Origin of the sequence: Comamonas terrae (assembly GCF_001544075.1) — a bacterium.
Classification (GTDB): Bacteria; Pseudomonadota; Gammaproteobacteria; order Burkholderiales; family Burkholderiaceae_C; genus Comamonas; species Comamonas terrae.
On record NZ_BCNT01000003.1, the window covers coordinates 252,633 to 268,981 of the forward strand.

The 16,349-nt window shown below is 67.1% G+C and carries 11 protein-coding genes; 5 read left to right on the forward strand and 6 right to left on the reverse strand.

Going from position 1 to position 16,349, the window contains the following annotated elements:
* Positions 1–57: 57 nt before the first annotated feature.
* From Cte04_RS04540 to Cte04_RS04560, 5 genes are all read right to left on the reverse strand, one after another.
* Complete coding sequence (locus tag Cte04_RS04540) at positions 58–1,614, reverse strand: methyl-accepting chemotaxis protein (protein ID WP_066472753.1); 1,557 nt, start codon at positions 1,612–1,614, stop codon at positions 58–60.
* 128 nt (positions 1,615–1,742) lie between these two features.
* The gene (gene dinB / locus Cte04_RS04545; RefSeq protein ID WP_083526530.1) at positions 1,743–2,960 is read right to left on the reverse strand and encodes a DNA polymerase IV; all 1,218 of its coding nucleotides are present in this window, start codon (positions 2,958–2,960) and stop codon (positions 1,743–1,745) included.
* Between the two features lie 120 nt (positions 2,961–3,080).
* The gene (locus Cte04_RS04550) at positions 3,081–4,604 is read right to left on the reverse strand and encodes an amino acid permease (RefSeq protein WP_066472761.1); all 1,524 of its coding nucleotides are present in this window, start codon (positions 4,602–4,604) and stop codon (positions 3,081–3,083) included.
* A 475-nt stretch (positions 4,605–5,079) separates the two neighbouring features.
* Positions 5,080–6,015, reverse strand: a complete 936-nt coding sequence (locus Cte04_RS04555; protein ID WP_066472762.1) for an EamA family transporter — start codon at positions 6,013–6,015, stop codon at positions 5,080–5,082.
* Positions 6,016–6,263: 248 nt separating this feature from the next.
* Positions 6,264–7,109 (reverse strand): AraC family transcriptional regulator, encoded by an 846-nt coding sequence (locus Cte04_RS04560; RefSeq protein ID WP_066472766.1) that lies wholly within the window; start codon positions 7,107–7,109, stop codon positions 6,264–6,266.
* A gap of 292 nt (positions 7,110–7,401) precedes the next feature.
* Here Cte04_RS04560 and Cte04_RS04565 point away from each other — a divergent pair, with 292 nt between their 5' ends.
* Positions 7,402–9,105: a 2-isopropylmalate synthase gene (locus tag Cte04_RS04565; RefSeq protein WP_066472769.1), complete on the forward strand. Its 1,704-nt coding sequence runs from the start codon at positions 7,402–7,404 to the stop codon at positions 9,103–9,105.
* Positions 9,106–9,346: 241 nt separating this feature from the next.
* Here the strand turns inward: Cte04_RS04565 and Cte04_RS04570 are convergent, their stop codons facing one another.
* On the reverse strand, positions 9,347–10,510 hold the full coding sequence (locus Cte04_RS04570; protein WP_066472771.1) for an alpha-hydroxy acid oxidase: 1,164 nt from the start codon (positions 10,508–10,510) through the stop codon (positions 9,347–9,349).
* Positions 10,511–10,731: 221 nt separating this feature from the next.
* Here Cte04_RS04570 and Cte04_RS04575 point away from each other — a divergent pair, with 221 nt between their 5' ends.
* From Cte04_RS04575 to lldD, 4 genes are all read left to right on the forward strand, one after another.
* On the forward strand, positions 10,732–12,390 hold the full coding sequence (locus tag Cte04_RS04575) for an L-lactate permease (RefSeq protein ID WP_066472781.1): 1,659 nt from the start codon (positions 10,732–10,734) through the stop codon (positions 12,388–12,390).
* 361 nt (positions 12,391–12,751) lie between these two features.
* The gene (gene lldP, locus Cte04_RS04580; protein ID WP_066472784.1) at positions 12,752–14,416 is read left to right on the forward strand and encodes an L-lactate permease; all 1,665 of its coding nucleotides are present in this window, start codon (positions 12,752–12,754) and stop codon (positions 14,414–14,416) included.
* Between the two features lie 17 nt (positions 14,417–14,433).
* Positions 14,434–15,204, forward strand: a complete 771-nt coding sequence (gene lldR, locus Cte04_RS04585) for a transcriptional regulator LldR (protein ID WP_066472787.1) — start codon at positions 14,434–14,436, stop codon at positions 15,202–15,204.
* Complete coding sequence (gene lldD, locus Cte04_RS04590) at positions 15,201–16,337, forward strand: FMN-dependent L-lactate dehydrogenase LldD (protein WP_066472798.1); 1,137 nt, start codon at positions 15,201–15,203, stop codon at positions 16,335–16,337. Before lldR ends, lldD begins: the two co-directional genes overlap by 4 nt.
* Positions 16,338–16,349 lie beyond the last annotated feature (12 nt).

The window sequence follows — 16,349 nt, forward strand, 5'->3', positions numbered from 1 at the left end:
GGCCATGAAAAAAGCAGCCGCAAACGGCTGCTTTTCACGCGCGGCACAAGCGCCGCACTACAGGTGGAACACGTCCACCGAGCGCTCCAGCGTCTTGGCGCTCAGGCGCAACGAATCGGCCGCGCCGGTGGACTGCTCCACCAGTGCCGCGTTCTGCTGCGTGACCGAATCGAGCTGGGCCACGGCCTCGTTGACCTGGGCAATGCCTATCGACTGTTCACGCGTCGCAATGCTGATCTGGTGCACCAGGGCGCTGACGCGGTCCACCGCATCGACCATGCCGTTGATGGTCTCGCCCGCGGCGCGCATGCGCGCATTGCCGTCGTTGATGCCGTCCACGGTGCGCGTGATCAGGCCGCTGATTTCCTTGGCCGCCGTGGCGCTGCGCTGGGCCAGCGCCCGCACCTCGCCGGCCACCACGGCAAAGCCGCGGCCCTGTTCGCCCGCACGCGCGGCCTCTACCGCGGCGTTCAGTGCCAGCAGATTGGTCTGGAAGGCAATGCTCTCGATCACGCCGATGATCTCGCTCATGCGCGTGGACGAACCGCGGATGTGCTCCATGGCCGCGCCCACCTCGCTGATGGCGGCGCCGCTGCGGCTGGCCACCTGCTTGCTCTGGTCACTTTCCAGCGCCATGTGCTGGGCCGTGTCGGCCGTCTGCGCCACCGTGCCTGAAATCTCCTCCATCGAGGCCGCGGTCTGCTGCAGATTGCTGGACTGGGATTCGGTGCGGCTGGCCAGGTCGAAGCTGCTTTGGGCGATTTCGTGGGCCGTGTCGGCAAAGTTGCGCACTTCGGTGCGCACATCGCCCACCACCGCGCGCAGATTGCTCTGGATCTGCTGCAGGCGCTGCATCAGCGTGCCCATGGTGCCGCTGTAGTTCCTGCTGCTGGCCGTGCCCAGGTTGCAGCTGGCAATATCGGCGGCAAAGCGGCTGGCTTCCTCCAGACCCGCGACGCAGCGCCGCTGGAAGCGCCACAGCACAAAGCCCCCGCCCAGCACCAGCGCGGCCAGGCGCGTGCCCCAGGCCAGGGCGCCCTGCCAGCCCAGCAGATCGGGCAGCATGGCCATGCTGCCGACCATGACCAACAGCAGTGCCATGCGGGCCACCAGGCCTACGTCCTGGCGCGCATCCCACCAGCCCATCAGGCCCAGGCGGCGCAGTTCGCCGCCGCGCAGGCGGAAGGTCGGCCGGCCTTTTTCGGCTTCGCTGCGCATGCGCTGGTACAGAGCCTCGGCCGCCTCGATCTCGCGCGGCTCGGGCTTGGTGCGCACGGACAGGTAGCCGCTGGGCCTGCCGCCCTCCATGATGGGCGTGACGTTGGCGCGCACCCAGTAGTGGTCGCCGTTCTTGCGGCGGTTCTTGACCAGGGCCGTCCACGGATAGCCGTGGGCGATGGTGCGCCACATGTCCTTGAAGGCGGCGGCCGGCATGTCGGGATGGCGGATCAGATTGTGCGGCTGGCCGATCAGTTCCTCATAGGAGTAGCCGCTCACGCGCACGAAAGCCGGGTTGCAGTGCGTGATCTCGCCCTTGGTATTGGTGGTGGACACCAGCAGCTCGTCGCCCGGATAGTCATGGTTGCGCTGGGTCACCGGCAGGTTCTGGCGCATGGAAAACTCCTCGATTCGTTGATTGCTTTTGTGAAACACTGCATGCGCCAGGCCGATACCCTCGTCACCAGATACACAATTTCACATTTGCGTCATCATCGCATACCGCAATTGCCGTACTGGGGCAGTCAGAACAGGGACGCCGTGTAGGGGTCCGCATCCTGCTCGGAGGTCTGGGGCGCGGGCCTGAGCAGCAGCTCGCGCGCCAGCGGATCGCCCGCCGCCGCCACCCATTCCCGGGTGCGCACCAGGGCGCCGACGCGCACGCCCAGCAGACGCAGCCGCCGGGTCAGCGGCACGCGCTTGAGGCACTGGCCCGCGGCCTGGCGCAGCGCGGCCGCATCGTCCACGGGCAGTGCCAGCGTGTGGTCGCGCGTGGCGATCCTGAAATCGTCGTAGCGCAGCTTGATGCCCACGGTGCGCCCCATGTAGCCCTTGCGCTGCAGGTCTTCGGCCAGCCGCTCGCACAGGTCGGTGAAGATGGCGCCCAACTCCTGCCTGTCGCGCACCGCATGCAGGTCGCGGTCGAACGTGGTCTCGCGGCTCATGGACACGGGCTCGCTCTGCGTCACCACCGGCTTGTCGTCCCGGCCCCAGGCCGCGGCATGCAGCCAGGCGCCATAGGATTTGCCGAAGTGCTGCACCAGCCAGGGCAGGCTCTGCGCCGCCAGCTGTCCCAGCGTCTCTATGCCCAGGCCCTTGAGCTTGGCGTCGGCCTTGGGGCCTATGCCGTTGAGCTTGCGGCAGGCCAGCGGCCAGATCAGCGTCTGCAGGTCTTCGGGCTGGACGATGGAGATGCCGTTGGGTTTGTTGAACTCGCTGGCCATCTTGGCCAGCAGCTTGTTGGGCGCCACGCCCACCGAGCAGGTCAGGCCCGTGGCCTCGAAGATGGATTTCTGGATCAGCCGCGCGAGCACGCGCCCGCCCTCGCGCTGGCCGCCGGGCACCTCGGTGAAGTCGATGTAGACCTCGTCCACGCCGCGGTTTTCCATGACCGGCGCGATCGACAGGATCACGTCCTTGAAGGCCTTGGAAAAGCGCCGGTACTCGGCAAAGTCCACGGGCAGCAAGATGGCCTGGGGGCAGAGCCGTGCGGCCTTCATGAGCCCCATGGCCGAGCCCACGCCGAACTGGCGGGCCGCATAGGTGGCCGTGGTGATGACGCCGCGGCCCACGTAGTCCCTGAGCAGCGGGAACTCGGCCACGGGAATCTCGTGCAGCGGCAGGCCCGCATGGCGCGCCAGCAGCTCGTCGTCGGGCGCGCGGCGGCTGCCGCCGATCACCACGGGCAGGCCCTTGAGCTGGGGGTAGCGCAGCAGCTCCACGGACGCGTAGAAAGCATCCATGTCCAGGTGGGCAATGCGGCGCGGCAGCGCCGGCCGGGCAGGAGAGGAATCCGTCACAGGCCGCTATTGTGCCTATGGCCGCGCATTTTGCAGGCGGGCGCGGCAACGGCCCGCCAGCGCTCAGCGCATTCCTTGCGCAGCCTCGCTGCGGATGGCATCGGTCTCGTCGAAGCGCATGTCGGCATAGCGCACCCAGGTCCTGCGCTTGACCAGCCAGTAGCCGAGCCAGCAGCCCAGGAACAGCGGGATCGCCAGATAGGTGGAGACCACGCCGCCCCAGTCCACCTTGTCCTGCAGAAAGGCCTGGTAGTTCTGGCCCAGCGTGACGATCAGGCACAACACGAAGGCCAGGATGGGACCGAAGGGAAACATGCCGGCCTTGTAGGGCAGCAGGTTCACGTCGTAGCCGTGCATGACATAGCCGCGGCGGAAGCGGTAGTGGCACACCGCGATGCTGAGCCAGACGAGGAACTCCGTCATCCCCGCCAGGTTGAGCAGCCAGATGTACACGGCCTGCGGGCTGTACAGCGACGAGAACAGGCACAGGCTCGCGATCACGGTGCTGCCGGTCAGCGCGTACAGCGGCACGCCGTTGCCCGTGAGCCTGGCGAACACGCGCGGCGCATTGCCCTCGGTGGCCATGTTGTAGAGCATGCGGGTGGCAGCATACAGCCCGGAGTTGCCGGCCGACAGCACCGAGGTCAGGATCACCGCATTCATCACCGTGGCGGCGCCCAGCAGGCCCGCGTGCTGGAACACCAGCGTGAAGGGGCTCACGGCAATGTCGGCCACATCGGTGCGCAGCAGCTGCGGATCGGTATAGGGAATCAGAAAGCCGATGACGATGATGGCCAGCACGTAGAACAGCAGAATGCGCCAGAACACCTGGCGGATGGCGTGCGGCACGTTCTCGCGCGGATTCTCGGACTCGCCCGCGGCCACGCCCACCAGTTCCGTGCCCTGGAAGGAGTAGGCCACGATCATGGCCACGCCCACGAAGGTGGCGAAATTGCCCACGAAGGGCGCCTCGCCCACGGTCCAGTTCTCGAAACCCGGCATGTGGCCCGTATGGATGATGCCTGCCAGGATCAGCACGCCGGTGACCAGAAAGCCGAGCACGGCCAGCACCTTGATCAGCGCGAACCAGTATTCGGCCTCGCCGAAGCCCTTGGCCGAGAAGGCATTGAGCCCGAGCATGACCAGCATGAAGATGCCGCTCCAGAGGATGCCCGGCACGTCGGGGAACCAGTAGGCCATCACCAGCTGCGAGGCCACCAGGTCCACCGCCACCACCACGGCCCAGCTGAACCAGAAGTTCCAGCCCAGCGCGAAGCCGAAGCCCTTGTCCACGTAGCGCGAGGCATAGGTGGAAAACGAGCCGGCCACGGGCATGAAGGCGGCCAGCTCGCCCAGGCTGGTCATCAGGTAGTAGACCATGATGCCGATGGTCAGATAGGTCAGCACGGCGCCGCCGGGGCCGACCTGGGCAATGGCCGAGCCCGAGGCCACGAACAGGCCGGTGCCGATGGCGCCGCCGATGGCGATCATGCTCAGGTGGCGCGCCTTGAGCACTCGGTGCAAATGCGGCGTCTGCGCGGAATCATGCGCCTGGGCAGGCGCATCCGCGGACGTGGGCTGGGACATGAAGTTTCCGAATCATCAGGTGAATGCAACCCTGGGCGACCTGACCGTCGGCTCGACTTTGCGGTTGCGGCATCTCGCTGCATGGCGCCGCCAACGCGGAAAAGCGGTCGCCAGGCTGGCAGCGGCCGCTGCAAAAGATCAGGCGATGAAGTGCGCGAAGAGCGCCAGACGCTGGCGCAAGCGGCCACTCAGGCATCGCCCGTGGAGTCACCCCGGTCGGGTGCCCGGCGACAAAGCGGCCGCGCCGCCCTGCCGATCGATGGGCAAGAGCCGTCATTCTGCCAAAAAGAGCCCGACGCTATGGGTTCCTACGCCAAAGCCTGTGAAGGCAGGCGGGGCTCGGCGGCAGTGGCGCCGCTCTTTTTCCGATACGGACCGCTATCGAATCATGAGCTTTTGTCGCTTGCCATCAAATGGTTTTGATTTCTTTTCCATTCAACATCCAGCAATGGCAGGCGCTGGCAGCTATCGAATTTCATGCACCCTGCAGACAGATCAGCAGCAGGCCCAGCATCATCAGGCCCATGCCCAGCTTTTCGGGCAGCGACAGCTTTTCGCTGAGCACGCGGCGCGAGACCAGGTAGCTGAATACCACCTCCACCATGCCCAGCGTGCGCACCGGCGCCGCGCCCTGGATCGCATAGGCCGTGAACCAGGCCAGCGAGGCCGCCGCGCCCATGCTGCCGGCCAGCAGCGATACGCGCCAGGCGCGGAAGACGGGGCGCAGCCCCTGCTCGTGCCGGTAGGCGATCCAGGCGCCCAGGCCCAGCGTCTGCAGCGTCTGGGCGATCAGCACGCCCCAGGCGCCCGACAGCCAGGGCGAGGCTTCGCCCAGCCGGGCCAGCTCCACCGCGCCGCCGCGAAAGCCGATGGTGGCCAGCGCAAAGCAGGCGCCGCAAACCAGCCCGTACAGCGAGGACCGGCTGGCCCAGGCCGAGAGCGTGAGCAACTGGCCGCGCGGCGGCAGCGACAGGATCAGCACGCCCACCGTGGCCAGCACCATGGCCAGCAGCGCCCAGCGGCCGGGCAATTCGTGCAGGAAGACGGCCGCAAACAGCGCGACCTGCAGCACCTCGGTCTTGGACAGCGTGACCGCCACCGCGAAATTGCGCTCCTTCATGGCCAGCAGCAGCGCGGCCGTGGCCGCCACCTGGAAGAAAGCGCCCAGCGCGATCCAGCCCAGATAGGCCCAGGAAAACTGCGGCAGCATGCGGGGCCGGTCGCCCAGCAGGTACAGCGCCAGCAGATACAGGGCCGCGAACGGGAGGCCGTAGAGAAAACGCACCAGCGTGGCCGGCAGGGTGCCGACCTGGGCCGTCAGCGAACGCTGGGCCGTGTTGCGCACCGTCTGGGCCGCGGCGGCGAACAGCACCACCGGCACCCACAGATATTCCATTCCCAGACTCCCCATTGCTGCATGCCTTCTTGTCGAGGATCGGCGCCCGCCGGAGCCAGGGCTCCATTCCCGGGGAGCGCCCTGCTCCGGCCGGTTCTGCGCAAATCATGTTGTGCGGCCCGCGACGGCCGCGGCCCGAGCGCAGAGGATAGCGGCCCCCGGCACCGCGCGCCTGCGTGATTGGCGCGGTGCGCCTGCTGCATGCAAGCCGGCGCAGGCCGCGAAGCGGGGCCTGCTGAAACGGAAGTCGCCGCCCGTGCCGTTCAGCCTGCTGCGCGGCTTTGCGCCGCGAAGGCAGACGGCGGCATGCCCATCTGCGACCGGAAGGCCAGGCTGTAGGCGCTGTGGCTTTCATAACCCGCCTGCAGTGCCACCTGCACGATGGGCTGGCCCGACAGCAGGGCCGGCAGCGAGCCCAGCAGGCGCGCGCGCTGGCGCCAGCGGCCAAAGCCCAGGCCCGTGGCCTTCTCGAAATGGCGGTGGAAGGTCTTGGCGCTCATGCCCAGCGCAGCGGCCCAGTCCTCGGCCAGGCGCGCATCGCCGGGCTCGGCCACGAGCTGCTCGCAGACCCGGGCCAGCCTGGCGGATGCGGGCCAGGGCAGGTGGAACAGCGCCTCGCCGGGCAGGCCCAGCTCTTCCAGCAGCAGGGCCACCAGCAGCAGTTCGCGCCGACCGCGCTGCCCGTCCACGGGCCAGTGGGCCACTTCGGTGATCAGCGCCCGCAGCAGCGGCGAGACCCCGATCACGCAGTCCTGCGCAGGCAGGCGCTCGCGCTGCGCCGGTGCCAGCAGTTCCCGGTTCACCAGCAGGCTGCGCACGCGCACGGCCCCGCGCATGCGCAGGCCGTGCTCCACATGCGGCGTGAGCCACACGGCCTTGCTCGGCGGCACCAGCCAGCGGCTGGTCCGCGTGCGCACCTCCAGCACGCCCTGCACCGCATACAGCAGCTGGCACTGGGCATGGCTGTGGGGCTCGACCTTCAGCCCCGCCGGATAGTCCACGGCCACCCCGACCATGGGCAACGGCGCATGTTCATGCGGTGCGAAATCGATGCTGTCGGGAGATGCGGCCGGCAGCTTGCGCAGCCGTGCCGCTGCAGGCTGCGGCATGGTTTTGTCCAGAATTCAACAGAATTCGCCAGATTCTATAGAGCAAGCCAGGCCACGGTTTCCTAAGCTGGGCGCAGTTTCCGCTTCAAGCCTTTTTGTCCCGCCCCATGGACCGCCTGCCCCAGCCATCGCTACGACTACCGCCAGCACTGACCTGCGGCCGGGGTCGGCCCGCGCCTGGGTGCAGCCGCCTGCCCCGCGCCAGCAACTCCCCCTGACCCCGGCCCCGCGGCGCCGGCATGCCCGGCCAGGGGAGTTGACACCTGGTTTCCACTGTCCCCGAAGGGCTCCCATGCTGAAGAATCCGCATACCAAATACCGTCCCCATCCCGCCGTCGAGCTGGCCGACCGCCAGTGGCCATCGCGGCGCATCGAGCAGGCTCCCGTCTGGCTGTCCACCGATCTGCGCGACGGCAACCAGGCGCTGTTCGAGCCCATGAACCGCGAACGCAAGCTGCGCCTGTTCCAGGAACTCGTGCGCCTGGGCTTCAAGGAGATCGAGGTGGGCTTCCCCTCGGCTTCGCAGACCGACTTCGATATCGTGCGCCACCTGATCGACCACGGACTGATCCCCGCCGACGTGACGCCCATGGCCATCACCCAGCTGCGCGAGGAGCTGATCCGCACCACGGTACGGAGCATGGCGGGCGCGCGCCGCGCCATCGTCCATTTCTACAACGCCGTGGCGCCGGCCTGGCGGGAGATCGTCTTCGGCATGGACGTGCCCGAGATCATCGCCATGGTCGAACACCATATCCGCCTGCTGCGCGAATTGACCGACGCCCAGCCCGGGACCGAATGGGTGCTGCAGTATTCGCCGGAGACCTTCTGCATGGCCGAGCTCGAGGTGTCGCTGGCCGTCTGCAACGCGGCCATCTGCGCCTGGGATGCGGGCCCGGGCCGACCCATGATCGTGAACCTGCCGACCACGGTGGAGGTGAGCACGGCCAATGTGTTTGCCGACCAGATCGAATGGATGCACCGGCGGCTGGAGCGGCGCGATCACATCGTGCTGTCGGTCCACCCGCACAACGACCGCGGCACGGGCGTGGCCTGCGCCGAGCAGGCATTGCTGGCCGGCGCCCAGCGCGTGGAAGGCTGCCTGTTCGGCAACGGCGAGCGCAGCGGCAACCTGGACCTGGTGACGCTGGCGCTCAATCTCTACACCCAGGGCATCGATCCGGGCCTGGATTTCTCCGACATCGCGGCCGTGGCCCGCATTGCCGAGGAGTGCACGGCCCTGCCCATCCATCCGCGCCATCCCTATGTGGGCGACCTGGTGTTCACGGCCTTCTCGGGCTCGCACCAGGATGCCATCGCCAAGGGCTTTGCGGCCCAGAAACCCGGCGCGCCCTGGCGCGTGCCCTATCTGCCCGTGGATCCCCAGGACCTGGGCCGCACCTACGACAGCATCGTGCGCGTCAACAGCCAGTCGGGCAAGGGCGGCATCAGCTATCTGCTGCAGCGCGACCATGGCGTGGTCCTGCCGCGCCGCATGCAGGTGGAGTTCAGCGCCGTGGTCCAGAAGCTGGCCGATGCCAGCGAAGCCGAGCTGGGCAGCGATGCGCTGTGGCAGCTGTTCGAGCGCACCTACCTGCAGCCGAGCGCCGCAGCCTGGAGCTATCTGCGCCACAGCCTGGCCGAGACGGGCGACGGCCAGCGCATCACGCTGGTGCTGCAGGATGCTGGCGGAGGGTTGCACAGCTGGACGGGCACGGGCAACGGGCCCATCGAAGCTGCGGCTAGCGCCCTGCACCAGGCGCTGGGCCTGGCCCTGCGCATAGACCACTACGAGGAGCGTGCGCTGGGCCATGGCGCCGATGCCCAGGCCATGGCGATTGTCGAAGCCGCCCTGCCCGGCGTGGCCGGCACGCGTTTCGGCGCCGGCCGCGACAGCAACATCGTCACCGCCTCCGTGCGCGCCCTGCTCAGCGCGGCCAACCGGCTGCTGGCCGATGCGCGGGCGGCCCAGGTCCGCGCGGCGCAGCCGGCCTGAAGCGGGCCGGCCATGAAAAACGGATGCCCATGCTCCCCGCTATCGGGCAGTCGCAACCCTTCAGGGTGGGACGCTTTTCCTCCTGGGGCGGCCTGGCGATGAAAAAGGGCTCCCCACGCTCCCCACTGCGTGTGGTCGCTGCCCTCCAAGAAGGGCGTTTTCATCTTGGGGCGGCACGGCGATGAAAAAAGCCTGCGCCTTGCATGCAAGGCGCAGGCTTTTTGCCTGAAGCCGCAGCCGCTCAGGCCTGCTGCGGTGGCCGCGGATAGGTGCCGGGCACGAGGATGGAGCGATCCACTGTCTGGATGTTGGTGTGGCCGCAAAAGGCCATGCTCACATCCAGTTCCTTGTGAATGATCTGCAGCGCGCGGGTCACGCCGGCTTCGCCATAGGCGCCCAGGCCATAGACCATGGAGCGGCCGATCATGGTGCCGCGCGCTCCCAGGGCCCAGGCCTTGAGCACGTCCTGGCCGCTGCGGATGCCGCCGTCCATCCAGACTTCGAGCTTGTCACCCACCGCATCGACGATGGCCGGCAGCGCCGCGATGGACGAAGGCGCGCCGTCGAGCTGGCGCCCGCCGTGGTTGCTGACCACGATGGCGTCGGCGCCGTATTGCGCGGCCAGCACCGCATCCTCCACCTCCATGATGCCCTTGAGGATGAGCTTGCCACCCCACTGCTGCTTGACCCAGGCCACATCGGCCCACGACAGGCGCGGGTCGAACTGCTCGTTGGTCCAGGCGGCCAGCGAATTCATGTCCGACACGCCCTTCACATGGCCCACGAGGTTGCGGAAGGTGCGGCGCTGCGTGCCCGCCATGCCCAGGCACCAGCGCGGCTTGGTCATGAGGTTGAGGATGTTCCTGAGCGTGGGGCGCGGCGGCGCGGTCAGGCCGTTCTTGATGTCCTTGTGGCGCTGGCCGATCACCTGCAGGTCCAGCGTGAGCACCAGGGCGCTGCATCCGGCGTCCTTGGCGCGCTGGATCATGCGCACCATGGCCTCGCGGTCGCGCATCATGTACAGCTGGAACCAGAACACCAGCGAGGAGCCGGTGTTCTCTGCAATGTCCTCGATGGAGCAGATGCTCATGGTCGACAGCGTGAACGGGATGCCGAACTTCTCGGCCGCGCGGGCGGCGTGGATCTCGCCGTCGGCATGCTGCATGCCCGTCAGGCCCACGGGCGCGATGGCCACGGGCATCGTGGCCGGCTGTCCCACCATGGTGGCGGCCGTGGTACGGCCTTCCATGTTCACCGCCACGCGCTGGCGCAGCTTGATGGCCTGGAAGTCGGCCTCGTTGGCGCGGTAGGTGCCTTCGGTCCACGAGCCCGAGTCCGCATAGTCGTAGAACATGCGCGGCACGCGGCCCTCGGCCACCACGCGCAGGTCCTCGATGCAGGTCATTTTGGAAAGATCGGTCGCCACGGTTGAATCCCTTGTTATTCGATTGGGCCCGATGGTAGTGCGCCCGGCCCAATCCGCACAGCGGCTCGGGTTTGAAGTGATTTATGCGCGCTTTGAAATTTTCTGCAGCGCAACAGAACCAAGGGCTAACGCTAGTGCGCAATTTTTGCGCTCCCGCCACCATCGCGCCCACAAATAACGCACTTTCGAGGAGAACAACAATGGTCTGGCAACAAGTCTATGACCCCCTGTCCAATATGTGGCTGTCCACATTGCTGGCGGCCGTGCCGGTCGTGGTGATGCTGGTCGGCCTGGGCTTTCTGCACATGAAGGCCCACCTGGCCGCAGGCGCGGGCCTGATCGCCGCGCTGGTCATCGCCATCTTCGTCTACAACATGCCGGCCGACATGGCCGGCCGCGCGGCCATGCTCGGCGGCCTCACCGGCCTGCTGCCCATAGGCTGGATCGTGCTCAACATCATCTTCCTGCACCAGCTGACCGAGAAGAACGGCAGCTTCAAGATCCTGCAGGATTCGATTGCCGGCATCACCGAGGACCGCCGCATCCAGCTGCTGCTGATCGCCTTCGCCTTCGGCGCCTTCTTCGAGGGAGCGGCCGGCTTCGGCACGCCCGTGGCCGTGACGGCCGCCATCCTGATCGGCCTGGGCTTTTCGCCGCTGGCCGCCTCGGGACTGTCGCTGATCGCCAATACCGCGCCCGTGGCCTTCGGCGCGCTGGGCACGCCCGTGATCACGCTGGCCAAGGTGCACGGCTACGACCTGATGGAAGTGACGGCCATGATCGGCCGCCAGCTGCCTTTCTTCTCGGTGCTGGTGCCGTTCTGGCTGATCTGGGCCTTTGCCGGGCGCAAGGCCATGATGGAGATCTGGCCCGCCATCCTGGTGACCGGCGTGTCGTTCGCGATCCCGCAGTACCTGGTGTCCAACTTCATCGGCCCCGAGCTGGTGGACATCATCGCGGCCATCGTCTCCATGGTCTGCCTGGTGGGCTTTCTGCGCGTCTGGCAGCCCCGGAACATCTGGCGCACCACCACGCTGCGCGGCCATGAGAGCGGCCAGGGCGAGACCGAGGCGCCGCGCGCCGTCGCCAAGCACTCGCGTGCCGACGTGATCCGCGCCTGGACGCCCTGGGCCATTCTCACGGTCTTCGTCTTCATCTGGGGCCTGCCTTCGGTCAAGGCCGCGCTCAACGGCATCTTCAGCCCCTCCTTCCCCATCGACGGCCTGGACAAGCTGATCGAGAAGATGCCGCCCGTGGTCAAGCAGCCCACCAAGGAAGGCGCCGTCTACGTGCTCAACCTGCTGTCGGCCACCGGCACCGGCATTCTGCTGTCGGCCATCGTCGGCGGCCTGGTCATGAAGTACAACCCGGCGCAGCTCGTGGGCCAGTTCTTCAAGACCATCTACATCGTGCGCTACTCGCTGCTGACCATCGTGCTGATGCTGGCCCTGGGCACGCTGACGCGCTACTCGGGTACCGACACCACGCTAGGCCTGGCGTTTGCCAACACCGGCGTGCTCTACCCCTTCTTCGGCACGCTGATGGGCTGGCTGGGCGTGGCGCTCACGGGCTCGGACACCGCGTCCAACGTGCTGTTCGGCGGCATGCAGAAAGTGGCGGCCGACCAGCTGGGCCTGTCGCCCAACCTCATGGGCGCAGCCAACAGCTCGGGCGGCGTGATGGGCAAGATGATCGACGCCCAGTCCATCGTCGTGGCCTCCACCGCCACGCGCTGGTTCAACCATGAAGGCGACATCCTGCGCTATGTGTTCTTCCACTCGATCGCGCTGGCCTGCCTGATGGGCATCTTCGTGACCCTGCAGGCCTATGTCTGGCCGTTCCACCTGATGGTGAACTGAGCCCGATCCGGCTCCTTTTCCTCAGCACCAGGCCACAGCGTGGCCTCCCCGCAAAAAGCCGCAGCGCTCCAGGCCTGCGGTTTTTTTCATGCTTCCCCCTTAAATTGGTATTACCAATTAATTATTTCAGACCAGGGAAAACCATTAAACACCCTGTAAAAACCCATTCATACAATCCACCCCACTCGTGATTGGCATAAATTGGTAACACCAATTAGCCACCAAAACCGGAACCCATCAGGCCCGCCCCTGGCGCGGCGGCACCGGTTTTGCACAGGGTCGATTTTGAAAAATGGACGGGGAAGACTTCTGGACAGTCAGGAGGGTTGCCCTCCCCGCGCCTCTCCAGGAGATCAAGGCAATGCAAGAAATCTGGTCGCAGAACTACGACCCCGCCGGCAATGTGTGGGTGTCGGCGCTGGTGGCGCTGATACCCATCCTCTTTTTCTTCCTCGCGCTGACCCGGCTGCGGCTCAAGGGCTATGTGGCGGGCTCCATCACGGTGGCGCTGTCGCTGGCCGTGGCGCTGCTTTTCTACCGCATGCCGGTCGCCAACGCGCTGGCCGCGGGCGTCTACGGCTTCTTCTACGGCCTGTGGCCGATTGCCTGGATCATCGTCGCGGCGGTGTTTCTCTACAAGGTCTCGGTCAAGACCGGGCAGTTCGACATCATCCGCTCCTCCATCCTGTCGGTGACCGAGGACCAGCGCCTGCAGCTGATCCTGGTGGGCTTTTGCTTCGGCGCCTTCCTCGAAGGCGCGGCCGGCTTCGGCGCGCCCGTGGCCATCACCGCGGCGCTGCTCGTGGGCCTGGGCTTCAGGCCGCTGTATGCGGCCGGCCTGTGCCTGATCGGCAATACCGCGCCCGTGGCCTTCGGCGCCATGGGCATTCCCGTCATCGTGGCCGGCCAGGTTTCGGGCGTCGATGCCATGGCCATCAGCCAGATGGCCGGCCGCCAGCTGCCGTTCATGACCATCATCGTGCTGTTCTGGCTCATGGCCATCATGGATGGCTGGCGCGGCGTCAAGGAAACCTGGCCCGCCGTGCTGGTGGGAGGCGGCAGCTTCGCGCTGGGACAGTTCCTCACGGCCAACTACATCGGCCCCGAGCTGCCGGACATCACCTCGGCCATCTTCGCCCTGGTGACGCTGACCACCTTCCTGAAGTTCTGGCAGCCCCGGCGCATCTTCCGCTTCGACACCGAGCCCGGCGCAGCCAAGATCCAGACCACGTCCTCCATCAAGCTGACGGCCGGCGTGGTGCTCAAGGCCTGGTCGCCCTTCATCATCCTCACGGCCATGGTGACGATCTGGAGCCTCAAGCCCTTCAAGGCGCTGTTCGCCTCGGGCGGCGCGCTGGCCGGCACGGTCTTCAACATTCCCGTGCCCATGCTGCACAACCTGGTGCAGAAGATGCCGCCCGTGGTGGCCTCGGCCACCCCTTATGGCGCGGTGTATTCCTTCAACTGGCTGTCGGCCACGGGCACGGCCATACTGATCGCGGCGGTGATCGCCATCGCGCTGCTGCGCCTGAAGCCTTCGGTGGCCGTGCGCACCCTGGGCGAGACCTTCAGGGAACTGGCCCTGCCCATCTACTCCATCGGCATGGTGCTGGCCTTTGCCTTCATCGCCAATTACTCGGGCCTGTCCACCACGCTGGCCATGGCCCTGGCCCATACCGGCAAGGCCTTTGCGTTCTTCTCGCCCTTCCTGGGCTGGGTGGGCGTGTTCCTCACGGGCTCGGACACTTCGGCCAACGCCCTGTTCGGCGCGCTGCAGGCCACGACGGCCGCCCAGCTGGGCCTGCCCGAGGTGCTGGCCGTGACGGCCAACACCACGGGCGGCGTGACCGGCAAGATGATCTCGCCCCAGTCCATCGCCATTGCCTGCGCGGCCGTGGGCCTGGCCGGCAAGGAGTCCGACCTGTTTCGCTTCACCGTCAAGCACAGCCTGGCCTTCCTGGTGTTGATCGGCATCATCTGCACGCTGCAGGCCTATGTGTTTCCGTGGATGATTCCGACCACGTGAAACTCCCGGTAGATCCCATGCCCGCCCTGCGCCTGTCCGACCGCGTTGCCCAGCAACTGCTGGAGCTGATCCAGACCACCCAGCTCCAGAGCGGCGACAAGCTGCCCACCGAGCGGGCCCTGGCCGAGCAGCTGGGTGTGTCGCGCACGGCGCTGCGCGAGGCGATCCAGAAGCTCGCCAGCCGCGGCGTGCTGGAAAGCCGCGTGGGTGCCGGCACCTTCGTGGGCTCGCATGTGCCGCTGTGGCATGAACAGGCCGTCGCCCCGCTGCAGGACCTGCTGCGCGACGACCCCCAGTACCGCTACGACGTGCTGGAGGCGCGCCAGGCGCTGGAGCTGAGCACCGCCTGGTATGCGGCCCAGCGCGCCACCGACAAGGACCGGGACCGCATCCGCCGCTGCTTCGACGACATGCTGCGCCACCAGCAGGCACGCGATGCCGCCAGTGCGGCCCGCTCCGATGCGCAGTTCCACCTGGCCATTGCCGAAGCCTCGCACAACGCCGTGCTGGTGCAGCTCATGGGCAGCCTCTTCGAGCTGGTGCTGGGCACCGTGGCCCAGAACCGGCGCCTGATGTTCGTGCACGACGATCCCTCGACGCTGGAGCACCTGACGCTCCAGCATCAGAACCTCATGCAGGCCATTGTCGATGGCGAACCCGAACAGGCCAGGGACGCCATCGGCCGGCATCTGTCCTATGTCCACGAGAAACTGTCCGAATCCGATGCCGATGCCGCCCGGCGCAAGCGGCTGGACCGTTTCTCCTCCTCCGCCGCATTTTTCTCATGATCATCTCCTCCACGACCGACTACCGCGCGGCCGCGCAAAAGCGCCTGCCGCCCTTTCTTTTCCACTACATCGACGGCGGCGCCTACGCCGAGAAGACGCTGGCGCGCAATGTGGATGACCTGGCCGGCGTGGCCCTGCGCCAGCGCGTGCTCAAGGACATGAGCCGGCTGGACACCGGCATCGAGCTGTTCGGCGAGAAGTTCTCGATTCCCGTGGCCCTCTCGCCCGTGGGGCTGACCGGCATGTATGCGCGCCGCGGCGAGGTGCAGGCCGCCATGGCTGCCGACAGGAAAGGCATTCCCTTCACCATGTCCAGCGTCTCGGTCTGCCCCATCGAGGAAGTCGCGCCCAGGCTGAGCCGCCCCATGTGGTTCCAGCTCTATGTGCTCAAGGACCGCGGCTTCATGAAGAACGCGCTGGAGCGCGCCCGGGCCGCGGGCGTCTCCACCCTGGTCTTCACCGTGGACATGCCCGTGCCCGGCGCGCGCTACCGCGACGCGCATTCGGGCATGAGCGGCCCCCGCGCCGCCCTGCGCCGCTACCTGCAGGCCGCCACCCATCCGCAGTGGGCGCTGGACGTGGGCCTGCGGGGCCGGCCGCACACGCTGGGCAACATCTCCGCCTACCTGGGCAAGAACGTCAGCCTGGAAGACTACATGGGCTATCTGGGCGCCAACTTCGACCCCTCGATCTCGTGGTCGGACCTGGAGTGGATACGCGACTTCTGGAAGGGCCCCATGGTCATCAAGGGTATCCTCGACCCCGAGGACGCCAGGGATGCGGTGCGCTTCGGCGCCGACGGCATCATCGTCTCCAACCACGGCGGGCGCCAGCTCGACGGCGCCCTCTCCTCGGCCCGAGCGCTGCCGGCCATCGCCGATGCCGTCAAGGGACGGATCAAGATCCTGGCCGACTCCGGCATCCGCAACGGCCTGGACATCGTGCGCATGCTGGCCCTGGGCGCCGACTGCACCATGATAGGCCGCGCCTTCATCTATGCGCTGGCGGCCGAAGGCGGCGCCGGCGTGACCCATCTGCTCGACCTGCTGGAGAAGGAAATGCGCGTGGCCATGACGCTGACCAGCGTCAAGAACGTGGGCGAAATCACCGGCGATCTGCTGGTGCGGGAGTGATCCCGCGCCAGC